This is a genomic window from Neobacillus niacini (assembly GCF_019749295.1).
Lineage (GTDB): Bacteria > Bacillota > Bacilli > Bacillales > Cytobacillaceae > Neobacillus > Neobacillus niacini_D.
Genome location: NZ_JACWFG010000006.1, coordinates 107,620 through 126,282 on the forward strand (window position 1 = coordinate 107,620; position 18,663 = coordinate 126,282).

An 18,663-nucleotide genomic window follows, 5' to 3' on the forward strand; every position below is an offset into this window, starting at 1 on the left:
AACGATTACCGCTCGAAAAGGCAGGATATCACACCCTCCAAAAGGAAAATAATAGAATGTTCGTTATTAGGAACCTTTTGAGGTGATGGTAAAAGTGGTTTTTCTCTTTCATTATTTATCGCTCTTAAATATTTTTGATGCCTTCATTACATTCTTTGGTTTGGAAAATTCAATCATACAAGAAATGAACCCACTAATGAGTAAAATATATGAAGCAGATCCAGCATTATTTCTGATTATTAAACTGGTATTTTCGCTGTGCCTTTACTTGTTTCTCTTTTTTAAAAAAGTACCAACATCCTCCCTTACAAAGGGGCTCACTGTTTTCGCGTCCAGCTTCTATACCTTGATATTTTTTCTTCACTGTTACTGGCTTGTTGTTCTTATTTAAAGGTGCCTATCCATCATTTATGGTAGGCACCTTTTACTTAGGTGTAAGTTTTCATATGGATGAGGTTATATATTCTAGCTTAATATTAAGTAAAATATATCCTAGTTTTAAACAATAATGTACAAGGATATGGGATAATTTTGTATAATTAATAGAAATTGGGCTTTTCCAAACGAGTTAGATAGATAAATAAATAGAGTTAAGAGGGAGAGAGCACAATGAAAAAGCTTAGAGTGGCGGGTCCTATTATTGGGATTCTAGCATGTATCGTGGGAGTTTATCTTTATTTAAGTGATGATAGCGGGATGAAAGTCACCTTGAAGAAAAACGATCCTGTTGCCGCGAAAGAGGCACAAACCAAAATCGATAAAGGTTTTGCTGCGCCAGTTTCAAGTAAAGTAACGGACAAGTACGAAACAATGAGCGAAGGGGAACTTATCCAAGAAGTTCACAATATGACCCATCAAAAGGTAGAGGCAGACAAAAAATGGGGTGCCTCCGAAATCACCGCTGACAAAGTACAGAAATTAAACGAAGTCATACAAAACAAAGACTTTAAAAATAGCAGTAACAAACAAATGCTGCTACAAATCCTCGAACCTTGGACAAGACAAGACTTCAGCAACTCAGTAAGCGCACACAATAAAATATGGTCCTACCAAAATGGAAACATCGGCAAAGCCACAAGACTCCTCACCCCTCAGGAGGAACTAGACTATATCGAAGATGAATTTCGCTAAGTTGGGTAGTGCCACTGGGTAGTGCCATTGGTGGTGTCATTCGCGGTGCCTGTCACCGCTCGTGGACACTGTCCGCCTGAGGTGGACAGTTAGGAAGTTTCAGCTTTGTGTATGTGTTGAGTAAATTAACTTTAATAATATTTGGACGTGGGTGGACATAGCCTTTAGTATGGAATGTCGGTATTAAAGGAGAGACACTTGTCATGTCTAGAAAATCTGCGTCGTTTAAGGGTCTTGTAATGGGAATGGTGCTCTTAATATGTATCGTTATTGTTTTTATGTTAATAAAAGGTGCTTGGAATTCTCCTGATAAAGAGGCGGCAGCGGTGGTATCGGAATTTTATCAGTTTGAGCAAGAAGGAGAATTCTCGTCATCCTGGAATCTTTTCCATTCAACCATGAAAGAAAAATTTAACAAAGGGCATTATATTCAAGACAGAGCTCACGTATTTATGAACCACTTTGGCGTCGAAACCTTCGATTTTGTTTTGGGAGAACCGGAAAAAATCGATCAGTGGAAAATATCGGAAGAAGGTCCTGCCATTAAAAACGTCTACAAAATCCTCATCACCCAAACCTACAAAGGAAAATACGGCAACTTCGACCTAAAACAGGAAGTCTTTGCAGTAGAAGAAGACGAGGAATGGAAGATTGTTTGGGATTATAACCAGTAGGGGCATTAGAGGTGCACATTATTGGTGCTCATTAGCGGTGCCTGTCACCATCCGTGGACAAATTGGCTATTTTGTCCACGTGGGGTGGACAGTATATCGGAGTTTTAAAGTCGGTGAGGTTGACGGGAGAGGATGGTTTGGATATAATTATCTTGAATTCGAGATAATGAACGTCTCATGATCATGATATTGTATTGAAGTTCGTTTAGGAGGCTATTTTATGAAGCTGTTAGGTTTACATCATGTTTCGATCTTAACCGGTAAGGCTGAGCGGAACTTTCAATTTTATACAAAGATTTTAGGATTGAGGTTAGTCAAGAAAACGGTGAATCAGGATAATACAGAGTCTTATCATTTATTTTATGGTGATGCTAAGGGAAGTCCTGGTACGGAGATTACCTTCTTTGATATTCCTGGTTTGGGGCATACGTATCCAGGTGTGGGGAGTATTTCATCTACCTCACTGCGCGTGAAGGATACGCAAGCTCTCCATTATTGGGAAGAACGATTTAAGAAGTTTGGTATTGAGCATGGGCAGATTGAGAAACGTAACAACCGCGATTCTCTTGCCTTTCAAGATTTCGAGGGCACTCGTTTAGTTTTAGTGGCGGATAACGGTGAAGCGGGAGTAGGTCCAGGTGTTCCATGGGATAAAAGTGATGTCCCGGTTGAAAATGCCATCATTGGTTTGGGCCCCGTTACCTTAACGGTGGCTGTGCCCGAAAAAACGGTAACCGTTCTAACAGAAGTGATGGGTTTTACACAGGCAGGCACCTACCCATCACTTGAAGGTGATTTTCCGGCGATTCAAGTTTTTACAACAGGTGAAGGCGGGCCAGGAGCTGAGGTGCACATCGAAACCAGGCCTGATTTACCAAGGATGCGAGCGGGCAGGGGTAGTGTTCATCATGTCGCCTTTCGTGTTCCGAATGAGGAAGAATATGAGTATTGGGCAAAGCGAATTGCTGATTCAGGATTAATGAATTCGGGTAAGGTTGAACGATACTACTTCAAGGCACTTTATTTCCGTGAACCTAATCATATTCTTTTTGAATTATCAACCGACACACCAGGATTCGATGTGGACGAGCCGGTTGAAACATTAGGGGAAAAGCTTGCACTGCCGCCATTTTTAGAACCCCGCCGGGCAGATATTGAGGCTAAGCTCAGACCATTAGATTTAGAAATTCAATAACCTCTATGGAAGACAAGGACAAGTGCCTTGTCTTTTTAAATGGCGCCAATCTTCTAATTGTATTAATCTATAGGAAAACCCGCTATTTTAAATTTTTAAAAAATAATTAAAAATTTCTCCAACACTTTACTTTCCTCATTCGTTATCTAACTGAAAGCGGCAAAAACAACTGAATTCCCAAAGCAAAGAAATTCATTGAACAAAAAATTGGAAAAAAGAGAGTGATCACTGTGAATGTGGAAGTGAGTGATTTATATGAAGCGTTAAAAGATGATCTCTTGCGGTTTGCGAGTTCCATTGCTAGACATGGGCAGGAGGCCAATGACTTGGTTCAGGACGCTATGGTAAAGTCGCTTAACGAACCACAGCTGCTAAATTTACCTATCTACAAGCAGCGTGCATGGTTTTTTCGGGTAATGAAAAACAGGTTAATCGATGATCGTAGAAAAGAGCAGCGTTTGACACAGTGGGAGGATGACTTTGATTTTTCCATACAGGAAACGGGTGTAAGTCATTTGGAAGTTACCGAATTACTTGCTCATTTGCCACAAGAATTAAGTGATCTTATTTTTAAAAAATATTGGTTAGGCCTTTCGAGTCAGGAGATTGGTGAACAGCTAAGGATTCCCGCGTCGACAGTGCGTTATAAGCTTCATCTTGCCATCAAGAAATTAAGGAAAATCTTAGAGGAGGAAAAATAAATGAGTCAGCGAATTGGAAATGTAGGATTGTTAAATTTGGTAAATGCAACCGAAGAAAGCGTGAAGGGTATCGAACGTATTGAAAATGTAGGGTTAGTTATCTACGGGAAAGAAAATGCACATCTATTGTCAACGCTGAGTATTGGAAATATTGGGTCTAGTATCGAGGTTCCAGTGGGTTACCGCCTTTTTAATGGGGTTTTAAATCTAAATCAAAACTATCTTTCCTCGATTGTAGAGCCGGTTTTTATCCTAGTAAATGGTATTGTTATTATCGATCCAGATATTCAGCCTGACCAAGTTCAAGCGGAGCAAATAAATATGCTGGTAAATGGAAAGGTTTATAGCCCAGCCCATTTATCTGGTTTGGCCGGAAGGATGTTGACCAAAGGTTCTGGTGAAGTAGAAACCTATCATGGTGCACCGCCTAGGTTTGAAAATGGCAAATTCACACTTACGAATTCCTTTTTACAATCGATAGAGGAGTCTTTATATTTAGTGGTGAATGGAGTTTTAGCTTTAGCACAGGACCTTAATATGGATCTATTCAGTGAGAAGCTTAGCAAGTTGGAAGTGAATGGGAAAATCTCGCTATATGAGAATCAAGAAACATATTTATATAAAAAAGCAGCTTCTTTAACAACTTGTAAAGTAGAAGTGATTCCTGCTGGATATGAAGTTCTTTCGAAGCAACTGCGGCTAAATGGCCGCTCGATTCGCAGGTTCCAACAGAAAAAATGGTTCACAAATAAACCAGTTATTATTGAGAGTGACGTTACAAGAGATATGCTGACGAAAGCAATTGAAAAAATACACTCAACTTCCGTCATCATTTGCCACGAGGAAGTCGAAGACCTCGTCTATGAACGTTTAAGTCTGATGGAAACTGAAGTATTACCTTACGAAAATAGTTTTATTGTGATTGATGGGGAAGAAGTTTGGTCTAACGAACAATTTCTCGCCCTAGACCATCCAGTCTCTATTATAGTTAATGGACAGCTTATCCTTGATCGTGATGTAAGCGAAGAGGTTCTGCGATCCAAGGCAGCAACATTAGATATTCTGGGTGAAGTAATCGTTCGGGAAAAGAAATTAAAAGGCACCCTACAAAACATCATTCGACTTAATACAGGTACAATCGAAGAAGAAAAAGGCAAACAAGAAACAGGAGCCTTCCTGCAAAACATTGGAGAACTCTCGCTCTAGATCGAATAACAAGGCACCGCCCTTTGGGCGGTGCCTGTCACCATTTATACATCACTGTATATTTTCTCAACACTGACTCTGCCTGAGAAGAATGTTGCTCCTCCGCCCATGTCGGCGATTCGGTCTGGTGTTAGTGTGTTAACGAGTTGTTTTGTACCCTCAATATCTGCCCAAAGTCCTTGGGAGACGACTACTCCTGGGAGGACGTTTTCTCCTGCACTCACCTTTAGAATACATTCCCCGCGTCCGTTCCAGACACGCACCTGATCCCCATCCACAATACCAGCAGCGGCAGCATCATCCAAATTCATGTGTAACCGTGCTTCTTTTTCTAAACTTATATGCTTTTGATTATTTGAAAAAGTAGAGTTTAAGAAATTATGATTGGGTGCTGGGATAAATTGATAGGGATGGTCCCCGTCATGAACTAATGGAATATATGTTGGCAATGGAGGATATCCATATGCTTTCATCCGCTTAGAGTACAATTCAATTTTCCCGCTGGGTGTGCGCAGCTTGCCAGGGAACAATGGTTTGACATTTGCTTTTACAAACTGCTTCTCTACTAACTTCTCAAAATTGATTCCATCCAAATATGGGTTACTAGAATAATCAAGTGCTTGTCCAATCATTTCTGATTCTGATTCCGCAAAGGCATCGTCTTCAAATCCCATTCCTTTTGACAATAAGCGGAAAACATCGACATTCGATTTTGCCTCACCGTATGCTTCAATCACTGGCTGTTGAATCTGAATATAATGATGCCAGTAGGATGTATAGATATCAGTGTTTTCAAAGGATGAGGTTGCAGGCAGAACAATATCAGCATATTTGGCACTCTCTGTTAAAAATAAATCATGGACAACTGTGAATAAATCCTCACGCTCAAGACCCTGCCTCACTTTCTGTCCTTCTGGCGCTACAACAGCAGGATTACAACTATATATAAACAACGACTTTACAGGTGGTTCTAACGAAAGCAGTGCTTCGCCAAGTTGGTTCATGTTAACAACCCTCGTTTGTTTGTTCTTCAATAACCGAGGACGCTGGAGTTTTGTTGTGTTCACTGAAAGATACCCTGAATTCCCTTTAATGGCCCCGCCGCCTTTGAGAAGCCATTGACCTGTCAGTGCAGGAAGACATGAAATCGTACGGACAAACATGCCGCCATTGTCATGGTGCTGTGGTCCATTCCCGATTCTAATAAAGGAAGGTGAAGTATTTCCATACATTCTAGCAAGCTTATAGATATCTTCAACAGGAACACCGGTAATTCCTGAAACGGTAATAGGGTCATATTGAACAACATGCTCGCGCAGTTCCTCATAACCGACTGTATATTGCTGCAGGAAGCTGGTATCAACCATGTTTTCCGCAAATAAAATATGCATAAGTCCAAGTGCTAGAGCACTATCTGTACCTGGTAAAATCGGAATAAACCAATCTGCTAATCTGCCAGTTTGATTTTTATGGACATCAATTACCACAATTTTAGCGCCATTTTGTTTGCGTGCTTTTTGTGCGAGAGCTACTTGGTGCATATTGGTACTAGCTGCATTAATGCCCCAAAAAATAATAAGTTTAGAATGTATCGTATCTTCAGGATCTACGCCATAACTTCCGCCAATGGTATATCTGTAACCCGCAGATCCGGCAGAGTTACAAATACTTCGTTCCAGCTGAGACGCACCTAAGCGATTGAAGAATCTGCGGTCCATTCCCTCGGCAGTCAGCAGCCCCATGTTTCCATAAAAACTATAGGGAAGAATACTTTCTGGACCATCTGCTTCAACAAGTGCCTTCCAACGGGAAGTAATAGTTGAAATAGCTTCGTCCCAGCTGATTCGCACAAACCTTCCTTCGCCCTTAGCTCCAACCCTTTTCATAGGATATTTAAGTCGGTTCTCATCGTAAATCCTTTCAGTCATATGCCGAACCTTATTGCAAATATTCCCCTTCGTCACCGGATGCTCCGGATCCCCCTCAACTTTAACAATCCTTCCATCCTCTTTATGCAGCAGCAAACCACACTGATCTGGACAATCCAGCGGGCAAACAGACTTAAAAACCCCACTCTGTTCCATTGCGGGCTGACCTCCTTTTCGGTGACACTTTCGCGGTGCCTGTCACCATTTATACATCATTGTATATTTTTTTCTATCATATGACAGCTTCTAGGGCTGAGCAAGTGCATAAATATTGCACGTATGGAAAAAGGACTATCTTGCTTCCCTTCGATTAGATGGGGAATGCAGGATAGTCCTTGATAGTTAGGTTTTTATGTGAAGAGTCTTTCTATAAGCCAGAAGGCTCCCAGTGCTGCGACTATGATTGACCCAGCCTTAATAATCAGTCCCGATGATTTGAGTTTGAACATATAGGTTAACAGTGGTAGAACGAGTAATACCAATGCTAACTGGACAACCTCGATTCCAATATTAAAATTGACTAAAGCAACCGCCAAGTCGGCTTTTGGGATGTTCATTTCCTTTAAGATATTGGCAAAACCAAGACCGTGAATTAAACCGAATAGGAAGGTTAGGCCCCAGCGATGATTGATTTCTTTTCGGAAAATGTTTTCGAGCGCAACATAAACAATACTAAAGGCAATTACCGCCTCAACAAAACGTGAAGGCAGAGTGATAATTCCTAAAACAGCTAAACTAATCGTGATACTGTGGGCAATCGTAAAAGAAGTGATGATTGCTGCATATTGCTTGAACGTTTGCTTTCTCAATAGTAATGCTAATAAAAATAACAGATGGTCATACCCCGTTAAAATATGGAGCATGCCTAATTTGAAAAAGGAAAACCATCCGGAATTGGATGTCTCTTCTGCAGGAGCTGCTTCTAATTGATTTTCCTGTTCTGAACTCTCGTCAGGCTGCGCCGTTTGTCCATCTTGTGGCTGCTCCTCCTGAGCTTCAGTTAAGAGAATCGTCCAAGTCCGCTCTTTTCCTTGCAAAATAGCCTGGCCGGTTGTACCAGCAAACTCAAAGGAAATTAAGTTAACATAATTGGTAGCCGGATCGTTTACATACAGGCCATCATTGAGGCTAAGAGTGTCTCCGGCAGAAAAGGCTGGAAAGGTTAAATAATAGGTTAAAAATATCTTATCTTCCTTTTTCTCTATGACCATTTTTTCCAAAGTGGGTTCTTGCTGCCGATTGTTTAAGTCAAGAGTTAAATGGTGGTGAACGAGTTCCTCTAACTCATGATTTTCCGCTTTCATTTCCGATTTCTCGAGTTCATTGTTTTTATTTTTATCAATATTCTCTATTAATTCAATAATTGACAGGGTATCAATAGAAAAAACAAACTCTGTCTTTTCCGGATCCATCTTTATATTTGTATAACTTGCGCTATAGGCATGGGCATATGTTAAGGATGGGAAAAATGAAGATATCATAAAAAATATGGCAAGTATATTAAGTAATCTACTCAATTTAAAATGAAATTTCAATACTTGTCCTTTTTTGTCAAAAAAAGAAATCACTAAACAACCTCCTTTGTAATATTTTTATAAAATAGTTTTAAACGTAAAAAAGAAATCCTCCTATATATAATCACATTTCATCTGAGTTTGTATACATAAGAGGTAAATTATCAGTATAATTCCATGATTTTGGTTATTCCTATATTGGTGAAAATTTTGTAGAATAATAGAGCTATATATTAATTGAGAGAGGGAGAGAGGAGACTATTTACCTGAAAAGTAGAAATAGAAGGAAAAACAACACAAAAGGGTGGTACAGAGATGAGTTATAGCAAGAGGAAAGATTTAAAACGCTGGACAAGCACATTCATGGCGTTTCTCTTATTAGTTAGCACCTTTTTGCCTAGCGGCTTAATGGGGAAAGCCTATGCCGAACAGGCAAGTCATGTCGTAATCTCTCAAGTTTATGGCGGTGGGGGTAATAGCGGAGCACCGTTTAATAAGGACTTTATTGAGTTATATAACCCAACTGACCAAGAAGTTTCATTAGATGGCTGGAAAGTTGAATATGCCTCAGCGGGCGGGACGACTTGGACGGGGACACCTCTGTCTGGAAAAATACCAGCTTATGGATACTATTTAATTTCACAAGGCGGAGGAGCAAACGGTGTTGACCTTCCTACTCCTGACGCATCGGGCTCAGTTGGTATGGGTGCCGGTGCAGGTAAAGTGAAATTAGTAAGTAACGAATCAGTAGAAATAGATTATGTAGGATTTGGTTCTACTGCTAGTGTTTTTGAAGGAACGGGGCCAACCCCAGCACCTTCGGCTACCAAGAGTGTTCAGCGTAGACCATACGCCAACACAGAACCTGCAGCAGGTAAAGGAAATGCTTGGGATTCCGATGACAACAAAACAGACTTTGTTGCAGTAACGCCAGTGCCAAAAAATACTGCAAGCACTCCTGAAGAGCCAATGGTTCCACAAATAAGTTTGCAGCCTAAAGGTTTTCATATTCAATTTTTACAAACTGGTACTTCTGTAAAAGTTACAGGGGGACCTGAAGCTGTTGAGGGCCATTCCACAATTAAAATTTATGAAAACGCAAACAAAGGAACTGCTCTTGCGACAGCAACAGCTGAAGAAAACGGTTCTTTTGAGATTACCTTCACTTCTGAAAAAGTGCTATCAGCAGTATTTATTGCTGCCACACAGACTGATTTAGATGAAAGTGCTGCTATTCAAATTAATAAAGCAGGACCAAGTGCCAATGTTGTAGTTGATAAGCTAAGCTACATGGTAAACGCTGGTAAGGGTACTTTAATTGGCGGTGCGGGTGCTGCTGTTAAGGAAGCTATTATTAATGTATATGCCGATGAAGCGGCTACACAAAAATTAAATACAGCTGAAGTGAAAGCTGGTGCAACAGGAGATTTCAATATTACGATTAACAATGCTCCTGATAAAGTTTATGTTACACAAAAGACAACTAGTGATAAAGGAACTATGTTAGAAAGCGTTCCTGTCGCGATTGAAAAAGCTGTGTTAGATGTTGTTACACCTTTAAATGAGGTAAAAGCAACAGATTCTAAAGGGATTTTGCTAAACCTAAACAATTTTTACACGATTGAAGGTATAGTAACCGTTCAAAATGGTGTTCTTGGAACTCAGAAAAATAACTATTATATACAAGACACAACTGGCGGTATCAACGTATTCGGAAGCTTTGATTCAAATCTCAGCATTCAACGCGGGGACAAACTAAAAGTAACGGGAAAAGTCATCGTTTATAATGGTTTAACTGAGTTTGAACCAACTGCAATTGTTAAAATCAGCGAAGGAAATCCAATTCCAGCTGTAAAAGATATTACCATTCTTGATTTAAATATATTTACAGTGGCCGAGCCTCTTGAAGGAAGCCTTGTAAAAGTAAGCGGTAAAGTATCAACAGTAGCAGCTACTGGTGCGAATTACAACGTTACATTGGTAGATGAAAACAATAAAGCAACTACTATCCGAGTAATGGGATCTACTGGTATCAAGCCTGACATAGATTTCATAATCGGCAACAGCTATTCTGTAACAGGAATAGTGGGGCAATATACAACAAATGCAACACATGTTAATGGATATCAAGTATTTCCACGTGACGTAAAAGACATTACACCAATGTTAAACTTAAACCATACACCTCTAACTCAGGTTTATGAAGATGCAAATATAGAATTTGTTGCGGCTGCTAGTGGTGCTGAGTCTGTAACAGCTTACTACCGTGAAATAGGAGCAACAGAATATACTTCACTTCCAATGACTTCTACAACAGAAGGTCGTTATACAGCAACTCTTAATGGAGCTGATGTACCGGCAATTGGATTTGAATATTATATTGAAGCAAAATCAGGAGAAAAGACGCAAACTTCTGGAACAGCTGGTGCGCCGCATCAAGTGACCTTGATTGCAGACACCTTTGCACCAGAATTCCTAAGCGAAACTCCTCAAAATGGAACTAGGGTAGAAAGCCCGCGACCAGAAATTTCAGTTGTAATGGAAGATCCAAGTGAAGTAGATACAACAACTGTTAAGGTTTGGTTTGACGGAACTGAAGTAACAAACGCAACAATCAGCAAAAAACAGGTAAAATACACACCTGAGCAAGACCTTGAAATCGGTGTTCATACTGTAAAAGTAGAAGCAACTGACTCTAAAGGGAATACCGGCACGAAAGAATGGACATTTGAATCTGTTCCTCGTTTCACTGGCGGTCAGCATTTCCGTGGAACAACTCACAATCATACGAATATTTCTCATGATGGTGCGGGAAGTCCAGAAGCAGCGGTTGCGGCTGGTAAAAGATACGGATATGACTGGTTTGCTTTCTCTGACCATTCACATGATATCGATCCAACCTTACTTGGTCAGGACACAGTGGTTCGTGATGGTATGCAGGAACGTACAGGTAGTTCAGATTGGCAGTTAACGAAGGATTTAGCTGTAAAGAACACTGAAAATGGTGAATATGTAGTTTTCCCAGCATTTGAAATGACTTCTACAACATGGGGACATTCAAATATCTTTGGATCAGAGAACTTCATTGATCGTAATATTAACGGAAAGCAATACCAAGATTTAAACCAATACTATGCATGGGTTATGACATATGACGACATCGTTGGACAGTTTAACCACCCAGATATGTCAAACAATGCATTCAACAACTTCAAACCTTATAACAAGGAAGTGGACAAGCTTTTCACCATGCTTGAAGTTGGTAATGGTTCAGGACACTACGCTTATGCGAATGCTGAGAAGAAATTCTTCTCTGTACTGGATTTAGGCTGGCACGTAGCTCCAACTTATGGTGAGGATAACCATGAAGGAACATGGGGAAAAACAAGAGCGCGTACAGTTATCGTTGCCGATGATCTTTCACAAGCATCTCTATTACACTCAATGCGTAATATGCGTGTATACATGGTAGAAGATCCAAACTTCACACTGAATGTATTGGCAAATGGCTATTATATGGGTTCCACCGTTGATAGCAAGGAATTAAAATTCAATATTACAGGAAGCGACTTAGTTGCTGAAAATCGTTCTATGAGTGAATATGACTACTTGGCTGCTGATTATAAATCAGATGATAGAGTTGAAAAAGTAGAACTAATTACAAATGGCGGAGTTGTAGTGGATTCATACTCACCAATGACAAAAGATTTCACATGGGAACCTTCTTATAAGGTTGCTGGCGGTCAACAATGGTTTGTCGTTCGAGTAACACAAGCAGATGGTGAGAGAATGTATTCTGCTCCAATCTGGTCGAAAGAAGAAGCAGTAGACGTACGTGTTAACGGAATCGATGTTGAAGGTGATGTTATTATTGCCGGAAACCCTGCTACTTTAAAAGCAAATGTAAGCAACAATGGTACGCAAGAAGTACAAAATGTGAAGGTTGACCTTTATTTTGATGAGGTAAAAGAATCAAACCTTTTCGGTACACAAAACCTTTCATCAATCGTTTCAAAGGGTGTAGGTACAGCAACATTCACCTGGAACGACGCAACAAAGGGCAATCACAAGTTAATTGCTGTCACTACATCTGAATATGGAGGCAATCAGTTTACTCTAGATGTAGATGTAAAAGAGCCGCTCGGCATTAAGGTTATGATTGATGCGAAACACAACAATGAAAACACAAGTTCAGATGGTGGAACGTATAAAGACAACCTAAAAGCCTTCACCGTTCTTTTACAAAAAGAAGGATATACTGTTGTTGAAAACAAAGAAACGATTACAGACACGGTATTAAGCAGCGTTAAGGTTTTAGTGGTTACACACAATCGCGTTGCCTTTACAGCAGAAGAGAAAACTGCGATTGCTAATTTTGTGAAAAATGGCGGTTCTGTCTTGTTTGCTGGTAAGAGTAATAACAGCACAGACCCAACAATCAATAACTCATTGCTGGCGGAAATTGGTTCTGCTATCCGAATGGGTAATGATGGAGTGTTTGATGATAGTAAATCAGGGAACTTCTGGAGTGATCCAAAAGTAAGTCCATTTGCAGTCAGAGTGTTCCCTGGATTAGTGTCAAACTATATAACTGACCGCGTATCGTTCATAGATTACTACAGCGGAACAAGTTTATCAGGCGTGAATGACCAACCACTATTAGACGGTGGCAAAGTTACTATTCTAGCTAAGGGTAATGAAACTACGTATCAAGGGAATATTAAAGGCGGTTATACGTACGACGCCGTTTCTGATACTACTGGAGGCTCAGCCATTCCGTTGATTGCTTCTGAAGAAATCGGTGAAAATGGCCGTGTCATCGTGTCTGGTATGAATATCTTTAATGACAAGCAGATTGATGAAGCGTATGAACCAAAAGGTAATGACGAATTCTCGCTAAATGCAGTTAACTGGCTTGCGGGACGTGAAACAAAAGTTACCAAGATTGGGGAGGCCCGTGGTTTAGCAGAGGACTCTTCAACGGTAATAGAAGGAACGGTAACAACGGGTGCCGGCGTATTCTTCGACGCATTCTATGTACAGGATGAAACTGGCGGTATCATGGCTTTCCAGGAAGTTCCGGCGGGAAGCATTAAACCAGGTGATAAAGTTCGTATTTACGGACATATTATTACCTTCGACGGAAACAAAGAGATTGAGTTTACTAGTTTTGACCAGGATGTTATAAAAATTGGTACAGGTGATCCAGTACAGCCTAAGGTGGTCCCTACGGTTGAAGCAACATCTGATGCCAACCAAGGTTTACTTGTTAAGGTAAAAGGAAAAGTGGTATCTATATTTGACGATAATTCTTATATCATCAACGATGGAACTGGGGACGTGTTAGTCTTTACAGATGGTTATATTGTTAACCAAAGCGGTCCAGTGCCTATCCTTAAAGTTGGCGATACACTTGAAGCAGTCGGTCTTTCCGGTACTTTTGCAGATGGTACACGTATCCGTGTGAGAGACACGAAAGAATTGATCGGTACCGATACGAGTAAACCTGAAGTACCAGTTGTAAACCCAGTAACAGACCAAGACACAGTGATTAGCGGAACAACAGAAGCAAATGTCGTTGTAACAGCAAAAGTTAATGAACAAGAAATTGGGACAACGAATGCTAATGCAGAAGGTTATTTCACTATCGAAGTGGCTAAGCAAGTAGCAGGTACGAAGGTTCTTGTGACAGCAACTGACACTGCAGGTAATGTAAGTGAAAGTACGGAAGTAACAGTTGCGGATGTTACAGCACCAGAAGCACCTATTGTAAATGCTGTAAACGATAATGACATCATAATTAATGGAACTGCTGAAGCAGGAGCAACTGTTATTGCGGAGGTTAATGGTGAAAAGATTGGCGAAGCAACTGCGAATACAGAGGGCCAGTTCACTATTAACATAGCAAAGCAGGCAGTGGGTAAAACGATTATTGTGACTGCTTTAGACACTGCCAACAATAAGAGCGATGATACTCAAGTTACGGTTGTAGATGAAGTAGTGACAAATGTCAGTGTTGAACACACTGTAACAGGTAACCATGCATTTAAAAACCTATATCAATTCTCTGCAGCTTCAGAAGGAAGCAGATATGCGGTATATCGATTCTTACTAGAAGATGAAAAGGGAGATATTACCCTATTACAGAATTACGGAGTAAATAGCTCAGTAACTTGGACACCTAAAAAGCCTGGAACCTACAAGGTCATTGTCCTAGCAAAAGACCATTTCAATAATGGTTTCTCCGCAAGTTATTCTGAGGCCGAAACAGAAATAACTATTAAAGTTGATCCCGGAAAATAAATAAGAAAAAGGTGGATAGAGTAGAAATACTCTCTCCACCTTTTTTTAACTGGAGGAAAAACTAAATTAATTAGCTATCCACCCAAAATAAATATAACCTCTTATTTTATAGTATTCTATTAACGTACAGTAAGTGTCCGCCTGAGGTGGACAGTGTCCACGAGCGGTGACAGGCACCGACCGAAAAACAATACCCTTTACAAGTTGGGAAATTTATCTTACTATTGAGGCAACAATGAAAATTGCATACGGTTTTTGCACTAGGGGAGCTTTTTGGCTGAGAGGACGTTGTCCGACCCTTATGACCCGATCTAGATAATACTAGCGTGGGGAAGTGCAGGAGAAGCTTATCGTTACGTTACTGTTGATAGCATTCGACTGCATTCCCTAGGGATGCAGTTTTTTTGTTGTCAATTAACGAATGGGGGAATGTTAAATGTCTAATTTTTGTGGTACGAGTGAAATTACAGGGGCGCGTTTTTCGATTTATCCAATGTCTGATAGGTTTGTAGATATTATTCTATCAGCATTAGAAGCAGTGGATACATCAAAAGTTTGGATGGAAAGTGATGATGTAAGTACATGTGTAAGAGGCCGTTCAGAGCATGTTTTTGATGTCGTGAAAGCTATTTTCCTAGAATCCTCAAAAAACGGTGACCATGTTGTCCTGCAGGCGACGTTTTCAAATGGCTGCCCAGGAGATTCAGCTGGGGATGTCTACCTTTCAGAAAACGCTGAAAGACTAAATGAGCAGAAGTCAGCGGAAATCAGGCAAGAGGTAGCTGTCCAATTTGCATTATACCCAATGGGGATTCCAACATATATGAATGTAATTATGGATCAATGTCAACTGGCACAAGACCAAGGAACTTTTACAAAAGGTGTTCACTATGCATCGAGACTTGATGGGGATGCAAACAAGGTTTTCAAAACGCTGGAGGATGCTTTCCAAGGCGCACATGATAGTGATTCCACTCATATTGTCATGACCGTTGCGATGTCCGCGAACAGCCCTTCGAAAAAGGGGGACAAATAAATGCTCGCAAAATGGAAGCTTCGTGAAGTCATCGTTTTATCGGTGCTAGCGGTTGTTTTTGCAGTGGTCTATCTGCTGTTTCTCCAGCTAGGTACTGTCCTTTTCGGATTATTTGGGTTAATCGGCTATGATATGATTTTTGGAATCTGGTTTATTGTTTCGATTATTGCCGCTTATATTATTCGTAAGCCTGGGGCAGCGTTTCTTTCTGAAACAGTGGCGGCTACGGTTGAGGTCATGCTGGGGAACGCGGTTGGACCGCAGTTGATCATTTCTGGCATGATCCAAGGTTTAGGTGCAGAGGCTGTCTTTGCCGCAACAAAATGGAAGAATTATTCGACGTGGGTATTGATGGCAGCCGGGATGGGTTCTTCTGTTTTTAGTTTTGCTTGGGGCTTTTATGTCTCAGGATTTGCGGCCTTATCGCCTGGTTATGTTACCGCAATGTTCTTTGTTCGCTTAGTGAGCGGTGCATTGTTAGCTGGATTACTAGGCAAGTATTTAAGTGAAGGCCTGGCAAAGACCGGTGCACTAAGCAGTTTTCCATTAGGAAAGGAACACAAACGCAATGTTACCGTTTGAGCAAATTAGTGCAGAGCGTCTGGAATTCAGCTATGAAGATCGCAAAATCTTCACAGACCTAACTTTTTCAATTGGTAAAAATCAATCTGTTTTACTTTTAGGTCCAAGCGGTTCTGGAAAAAGTACGCTGGCATTCTGTCTTAACCGGTTATATCCAGAAGCCGTCGATGGCGTTTTAAAGGGAAGTATTTCCTATGAGGGGCAAAGTTTGGAGGCTTTTAAAGCAGGTGAACTTAACCAAAAAATAGGGATTGTTTTTCAAGATCCAGAAAGCCAATTCTGCATGCTGACTGTTGAAGAAGAAGTCGCGTTTGGCTTGGAGAACTTTCACATCCCCCGGGAACAGATGGAGTTAAAGATTGATAGGGCACTAGAATTGGTGGGCTTGCAAAATGATAAAAAGACGACCATTCATACTCTATCCGGAGGACAAAAGCAGAAGTTGGCGCTTGCTTGTGTATTGGCGCTTGAGCCGGAGGTTATCATACTCGATGAGCCAACGGCAAACCTAGACCCGGTATCAAGCTCCGAACTAGTTGAAACCATCGCTCTGATAAAGAACGAGCGTCCGTTTACACTGATTGTCATCGAACATAAACTTGATGATTGGGTAGAGCTAATTGACACCTGTCTTGTTTTAGATTCCAATGGCTCGCTCCTATTTGAAGGTACACCCGCACAGTGTTTTGGAGAATTTGCTTCTTTTTTAAAAAAGGAAGGCATTTGGCTGCCAAAGGTAGTAGAAGCAGCACTAACAGCTAAGATTGCTGGCATGTATAGAGGGGAGAGGCTTCCGCTCCTTAAGAGTGAACTGCTGGCAGGATTGGATTACTCATTTGATTTTTCTAAGAAAATTAGTAAAACCCTAGCTATTAAGGAACCCATTCTTGAAGTCAAAGGAATTCATGCCCGCGGACACTTGAAAAATATTAATCTAACTATTCATAAAGGGGAACAGGTTGCACTGGTTGGCTCAAATGGTGCAGGGAAAACGACACTTTCAAAATGTTTGGCCGGACTAATTCCAGTTACACAAGGTGAAATCCAGTTTCTTGGCGTTCCACTTTCTAAGTGGAAGGAGAAGGATTTATTTCAAAAACTGGGGTACGTATTCCAAAATCCTGAGCATCAGTTTATTACAGACAGTGTTTTTGAAGAAATTGCCTTCGGCTTGGAACACCGTGCCAGCGCTCTTTCCATCCTTGAAAAGATAGGACTGGAAAAGCATGCGAATGCCCATCCATTTGCCCTTAGCCAAGGGCAAAAGCGGCGTTTAAGTGTTGCAACCATGCTCGTTCATGAACAGGAGCTTCTTATCCTTGATGAACCAACATTCGGCCAGGATGCGAATACAGCACATGAAATCATGGAAATTCTTGAGGAAAAAAGTGGAGCTGTTATGATGATTACACATGATATGGAGCTAGTTGATCAATATGCCGACACTGTACATGTGTTAGATGCAGGAGAGTTAATTTTCTCAGGTACGCCTGAGAGTTTGTGGGAAAATGAAGAAATTGTAAATCGTGCAAGATTGAAGCTGCCATTTAGGAAGCAGCTGCAAGATGAATTTGTAAGGAGAGAGATTCATGTCGCTACATGAGGTGAATCCAAGTATTAAGGCATTTGCTGTGGTCATTTCCATTCTTATTCTATCACTGTTTTTTGACCCAATTACACCACTTCTGACCATCATCTGGGCAGTTAGTATTACGTTCATATTCGGGCGCATTTCTTTTAAAAAATGGATCTTATTATTCGCTCCATTTTTATTTATCGCCATCATTTATGTTTGGTCAACCATGCTATTTCCACGGCTCCATGCAGGGGATTCGGTCATTTGGAAATGGGGATTTCTGACACTGACGGCAGAAGGTTTTCAAAGAGGAGTTTCGCTAGGTCTTAGGGTGCTGAGCTTTGCTACATTATCAATTATGTTTACGCTGACGACAAAGCCAACGGACTTTCTCTTAAGTTTAATGCAGCAGTGTAAATTGCCGCCAAAGCTCGCTTATGGAATTATGGCAGGATATCGCTTCCTGCCCTTAATCAAGGAGGAGTTCCAAACCTTGCAAAATGCGCATCGTGTAAGGGGTGTAGCAAGGGCAAGAACGATTCCGGAAAAAGTAAAGCAGATAAAGCGATATGTGATTCCACTGCTTGCAGGAGCGATACGGAAGGCTGAGAGAACTGCACTTGCGATGGAATCAAAAGGCTTCACCGGTGACAAAAATCGGATATTCTACCGAGAGATTACGGTGTCACGTATCGATTGGCTCTTTTTCACTCTCATGATTGGTGCCGTCCTTCTTAGTACCTTTATCTCTTGGAAACTTGGATACTTACAATTTTACAATGGTGAATTATAATGGTTGAGGCATTATATCACCAAA

The 18,663-nt window shown here is 40.8% G+C and carries 13 protein-coding genes and 1 riboswitch; of the genes, 11 read left to right on the top strand and 2 right to left on the bottom strand.

Annotated elements, in window-relative coordinates:
* The first annotated feature begins 85 nt into the window (after positions 1-85).
* The 6 genes from H0184_RS28085 (at position 86) to H0184_RS10470 (ending at position 4,907) form a co-directional block, all read left to right on the top strand.
* A complete protein-coding gene (locus H0184_RS28085) occupies positions 86-391 on the top strand; it encodes a DUF5658 family protein (protein WP_396953595.1) in 306 nt (101 codons plus the stop codon).
* Between the two features lie 218 nt (positions 392-609).
* Positions 610-1,131 carry a DUF6241 domain-containing protein gene (locus H0184_RS10450; RefSeq protein WP_221824135.1) on the top strand — a complete coding sequence of 174 codons (522 nt, stop codon included), beginning with the start codon at positions 610-612 and terminating at the stop codon, positions 1,129-1,131.
* Positions 1,132-1,334: 203 nt separating this feature from the next.
* Entirely contained in the window at positions 1,335-1,805 is a 471-nt protein-coding gene (locus H0184_RS10455; protein WP_221824137.1) for a hypothetical protein, read from the top strand.
* Positions 1,806-2,025: 220 nt separating this feature from the next.
* Positions 2,026-3,000: a ring-cleaving dioxygenase gene (locus H0184_RS10460; RefSeq protein ID WP_221824139.1), complete on the top strand. Its 975-nt coding sequence runs from the start codon at positions 2,026-2,028 to the stop codon at positions 2,998-3,000.
* 230 nt (positions 3,001-3,230) lie between these two features.
* Positions 3,231-3,701 (top strand): RNA polymerase sigma factor, encoded by a 471-nt coding sequence (locus H0184_RS10465; protein WP_313771746.1) that lies wholly within the window; start codon positions 3,231-3,233, stop codon positions 3,699-3,701.
* Positions 3,702-4,907, top strand: a complete 1,206-nt coding sequence (locus H0184_RS10470; protein ID WP_221824141.1) for a hypothetical protein — start codon at positions 3,702-3,704, stop codon at positions 4,905-4,907.
* Positions 4,908-4,951: 44 nt separating this feature from the next.
* Here H0184_RS10470 and H0184_RS10475 read toward each other — a convergent pair whose 3' ends face one another.
* Together H0184_RS10475 and H0184_RS10480 are read right to left on the bottom strand one after the other, a co-directional pair.
* On the bottom strand, positions 4,952-6,991 hold the full coding sequence (locus H0184_RS10475) for a molybdopterin oxidoreductase family protein (protein WP_221824143.1): 2,040 nt from the start codon (positions 6,989-6,991) through the stop codon (positions 4,952-4,954).
* Positions 6,992-7,185: 194 nt separating this feature from the next.
* Positions 7,186-8,403, bottom strand: coding sequence for a HupE/UreJ family protein (locus H0184_RS10480; RefSeq protein WP_313771747.1), 1,218 nt, complete (start codon positions 8,401-8,403; stop codon positions 7,186-7,188).
* A 261-nt stretch (positions 8,404-8,664) separates the two neighbouring features.
* Between H0184_RS10480 and H0184_RS10485 the strand changes: the two genes are divergently transcribed.
* From H0184_RS10485 to H0184_RS10505, 5 genes are all read left to right on the top strand, one after another.
* Positions 8,665-14,652, top strand: coding sequence for an Ig-like domain-containing protein (locus tag H0184_RS10485; RefSeq protein WP_221824145.1), 5,988 nt, complete (start codon positions 8,665-8,667; stop codon positions 14,650-14,652).
* A 252-nt stretch (positions 14,653-14,904) separates the two neighbouring features.
* A riboswitch (TPP riboswitch) is annotated at positions 14,905-15,002 on the top strand.
* Between the two features lie 86 nt (positions 15,003-15,088).
* The gene (locus H0184_RS10490; RefSeq protein WP_221824147.1) at positions 15,089-15,688 is read left to right on the top strand and encodes a Ykof family thiamine-binding protein; all 600 of its coding nucleotides are present in this window, start codon (positions 15,089-15,091) and stop codon (positions 15,686-15,688) included.
* Positions 15,689-16,270 (top strand): ECF transporter S component, encoded by a 582-nt coding sequence (locus tag H0184_RS10495; RefSeq protein WP_221824150.1) that lies wholly within the window; start codon positions 15,689-15,691, stop codon positions 16,268-16,270. It abuts the gene before it with no gap.
* A complete protein-coding gene (locus tag H0184_RS10500) occupies positions 16,257-17,873 on the top strand; it encodes an ABC transporter ATP-binding protein (RefSeq protein WP_221824152.1) in 1,617 nt (538 codons plus the stop codon). Before H0184_RS10495 ends, H0184_RS10500 begins: the two co-directional genes overlap by 14 nt.
* On the top strand, positions 17,860-18,639 hold the full coding sequence (locus H0184_RS10505; protein WP_221824154.1) for an energy-coupling factor transporter transmembrane component T family protein: 780 nt from the start codon (positions 17,860-17,862) through the stop codon (positions 18,637-18,639). Before H0184_RS10500 ends, H0184_RS10505 begins: the two co-directional genes overlap by 14 nt.
* Positions 18,640-18,663: the final 24 nt, after the last annotated feature.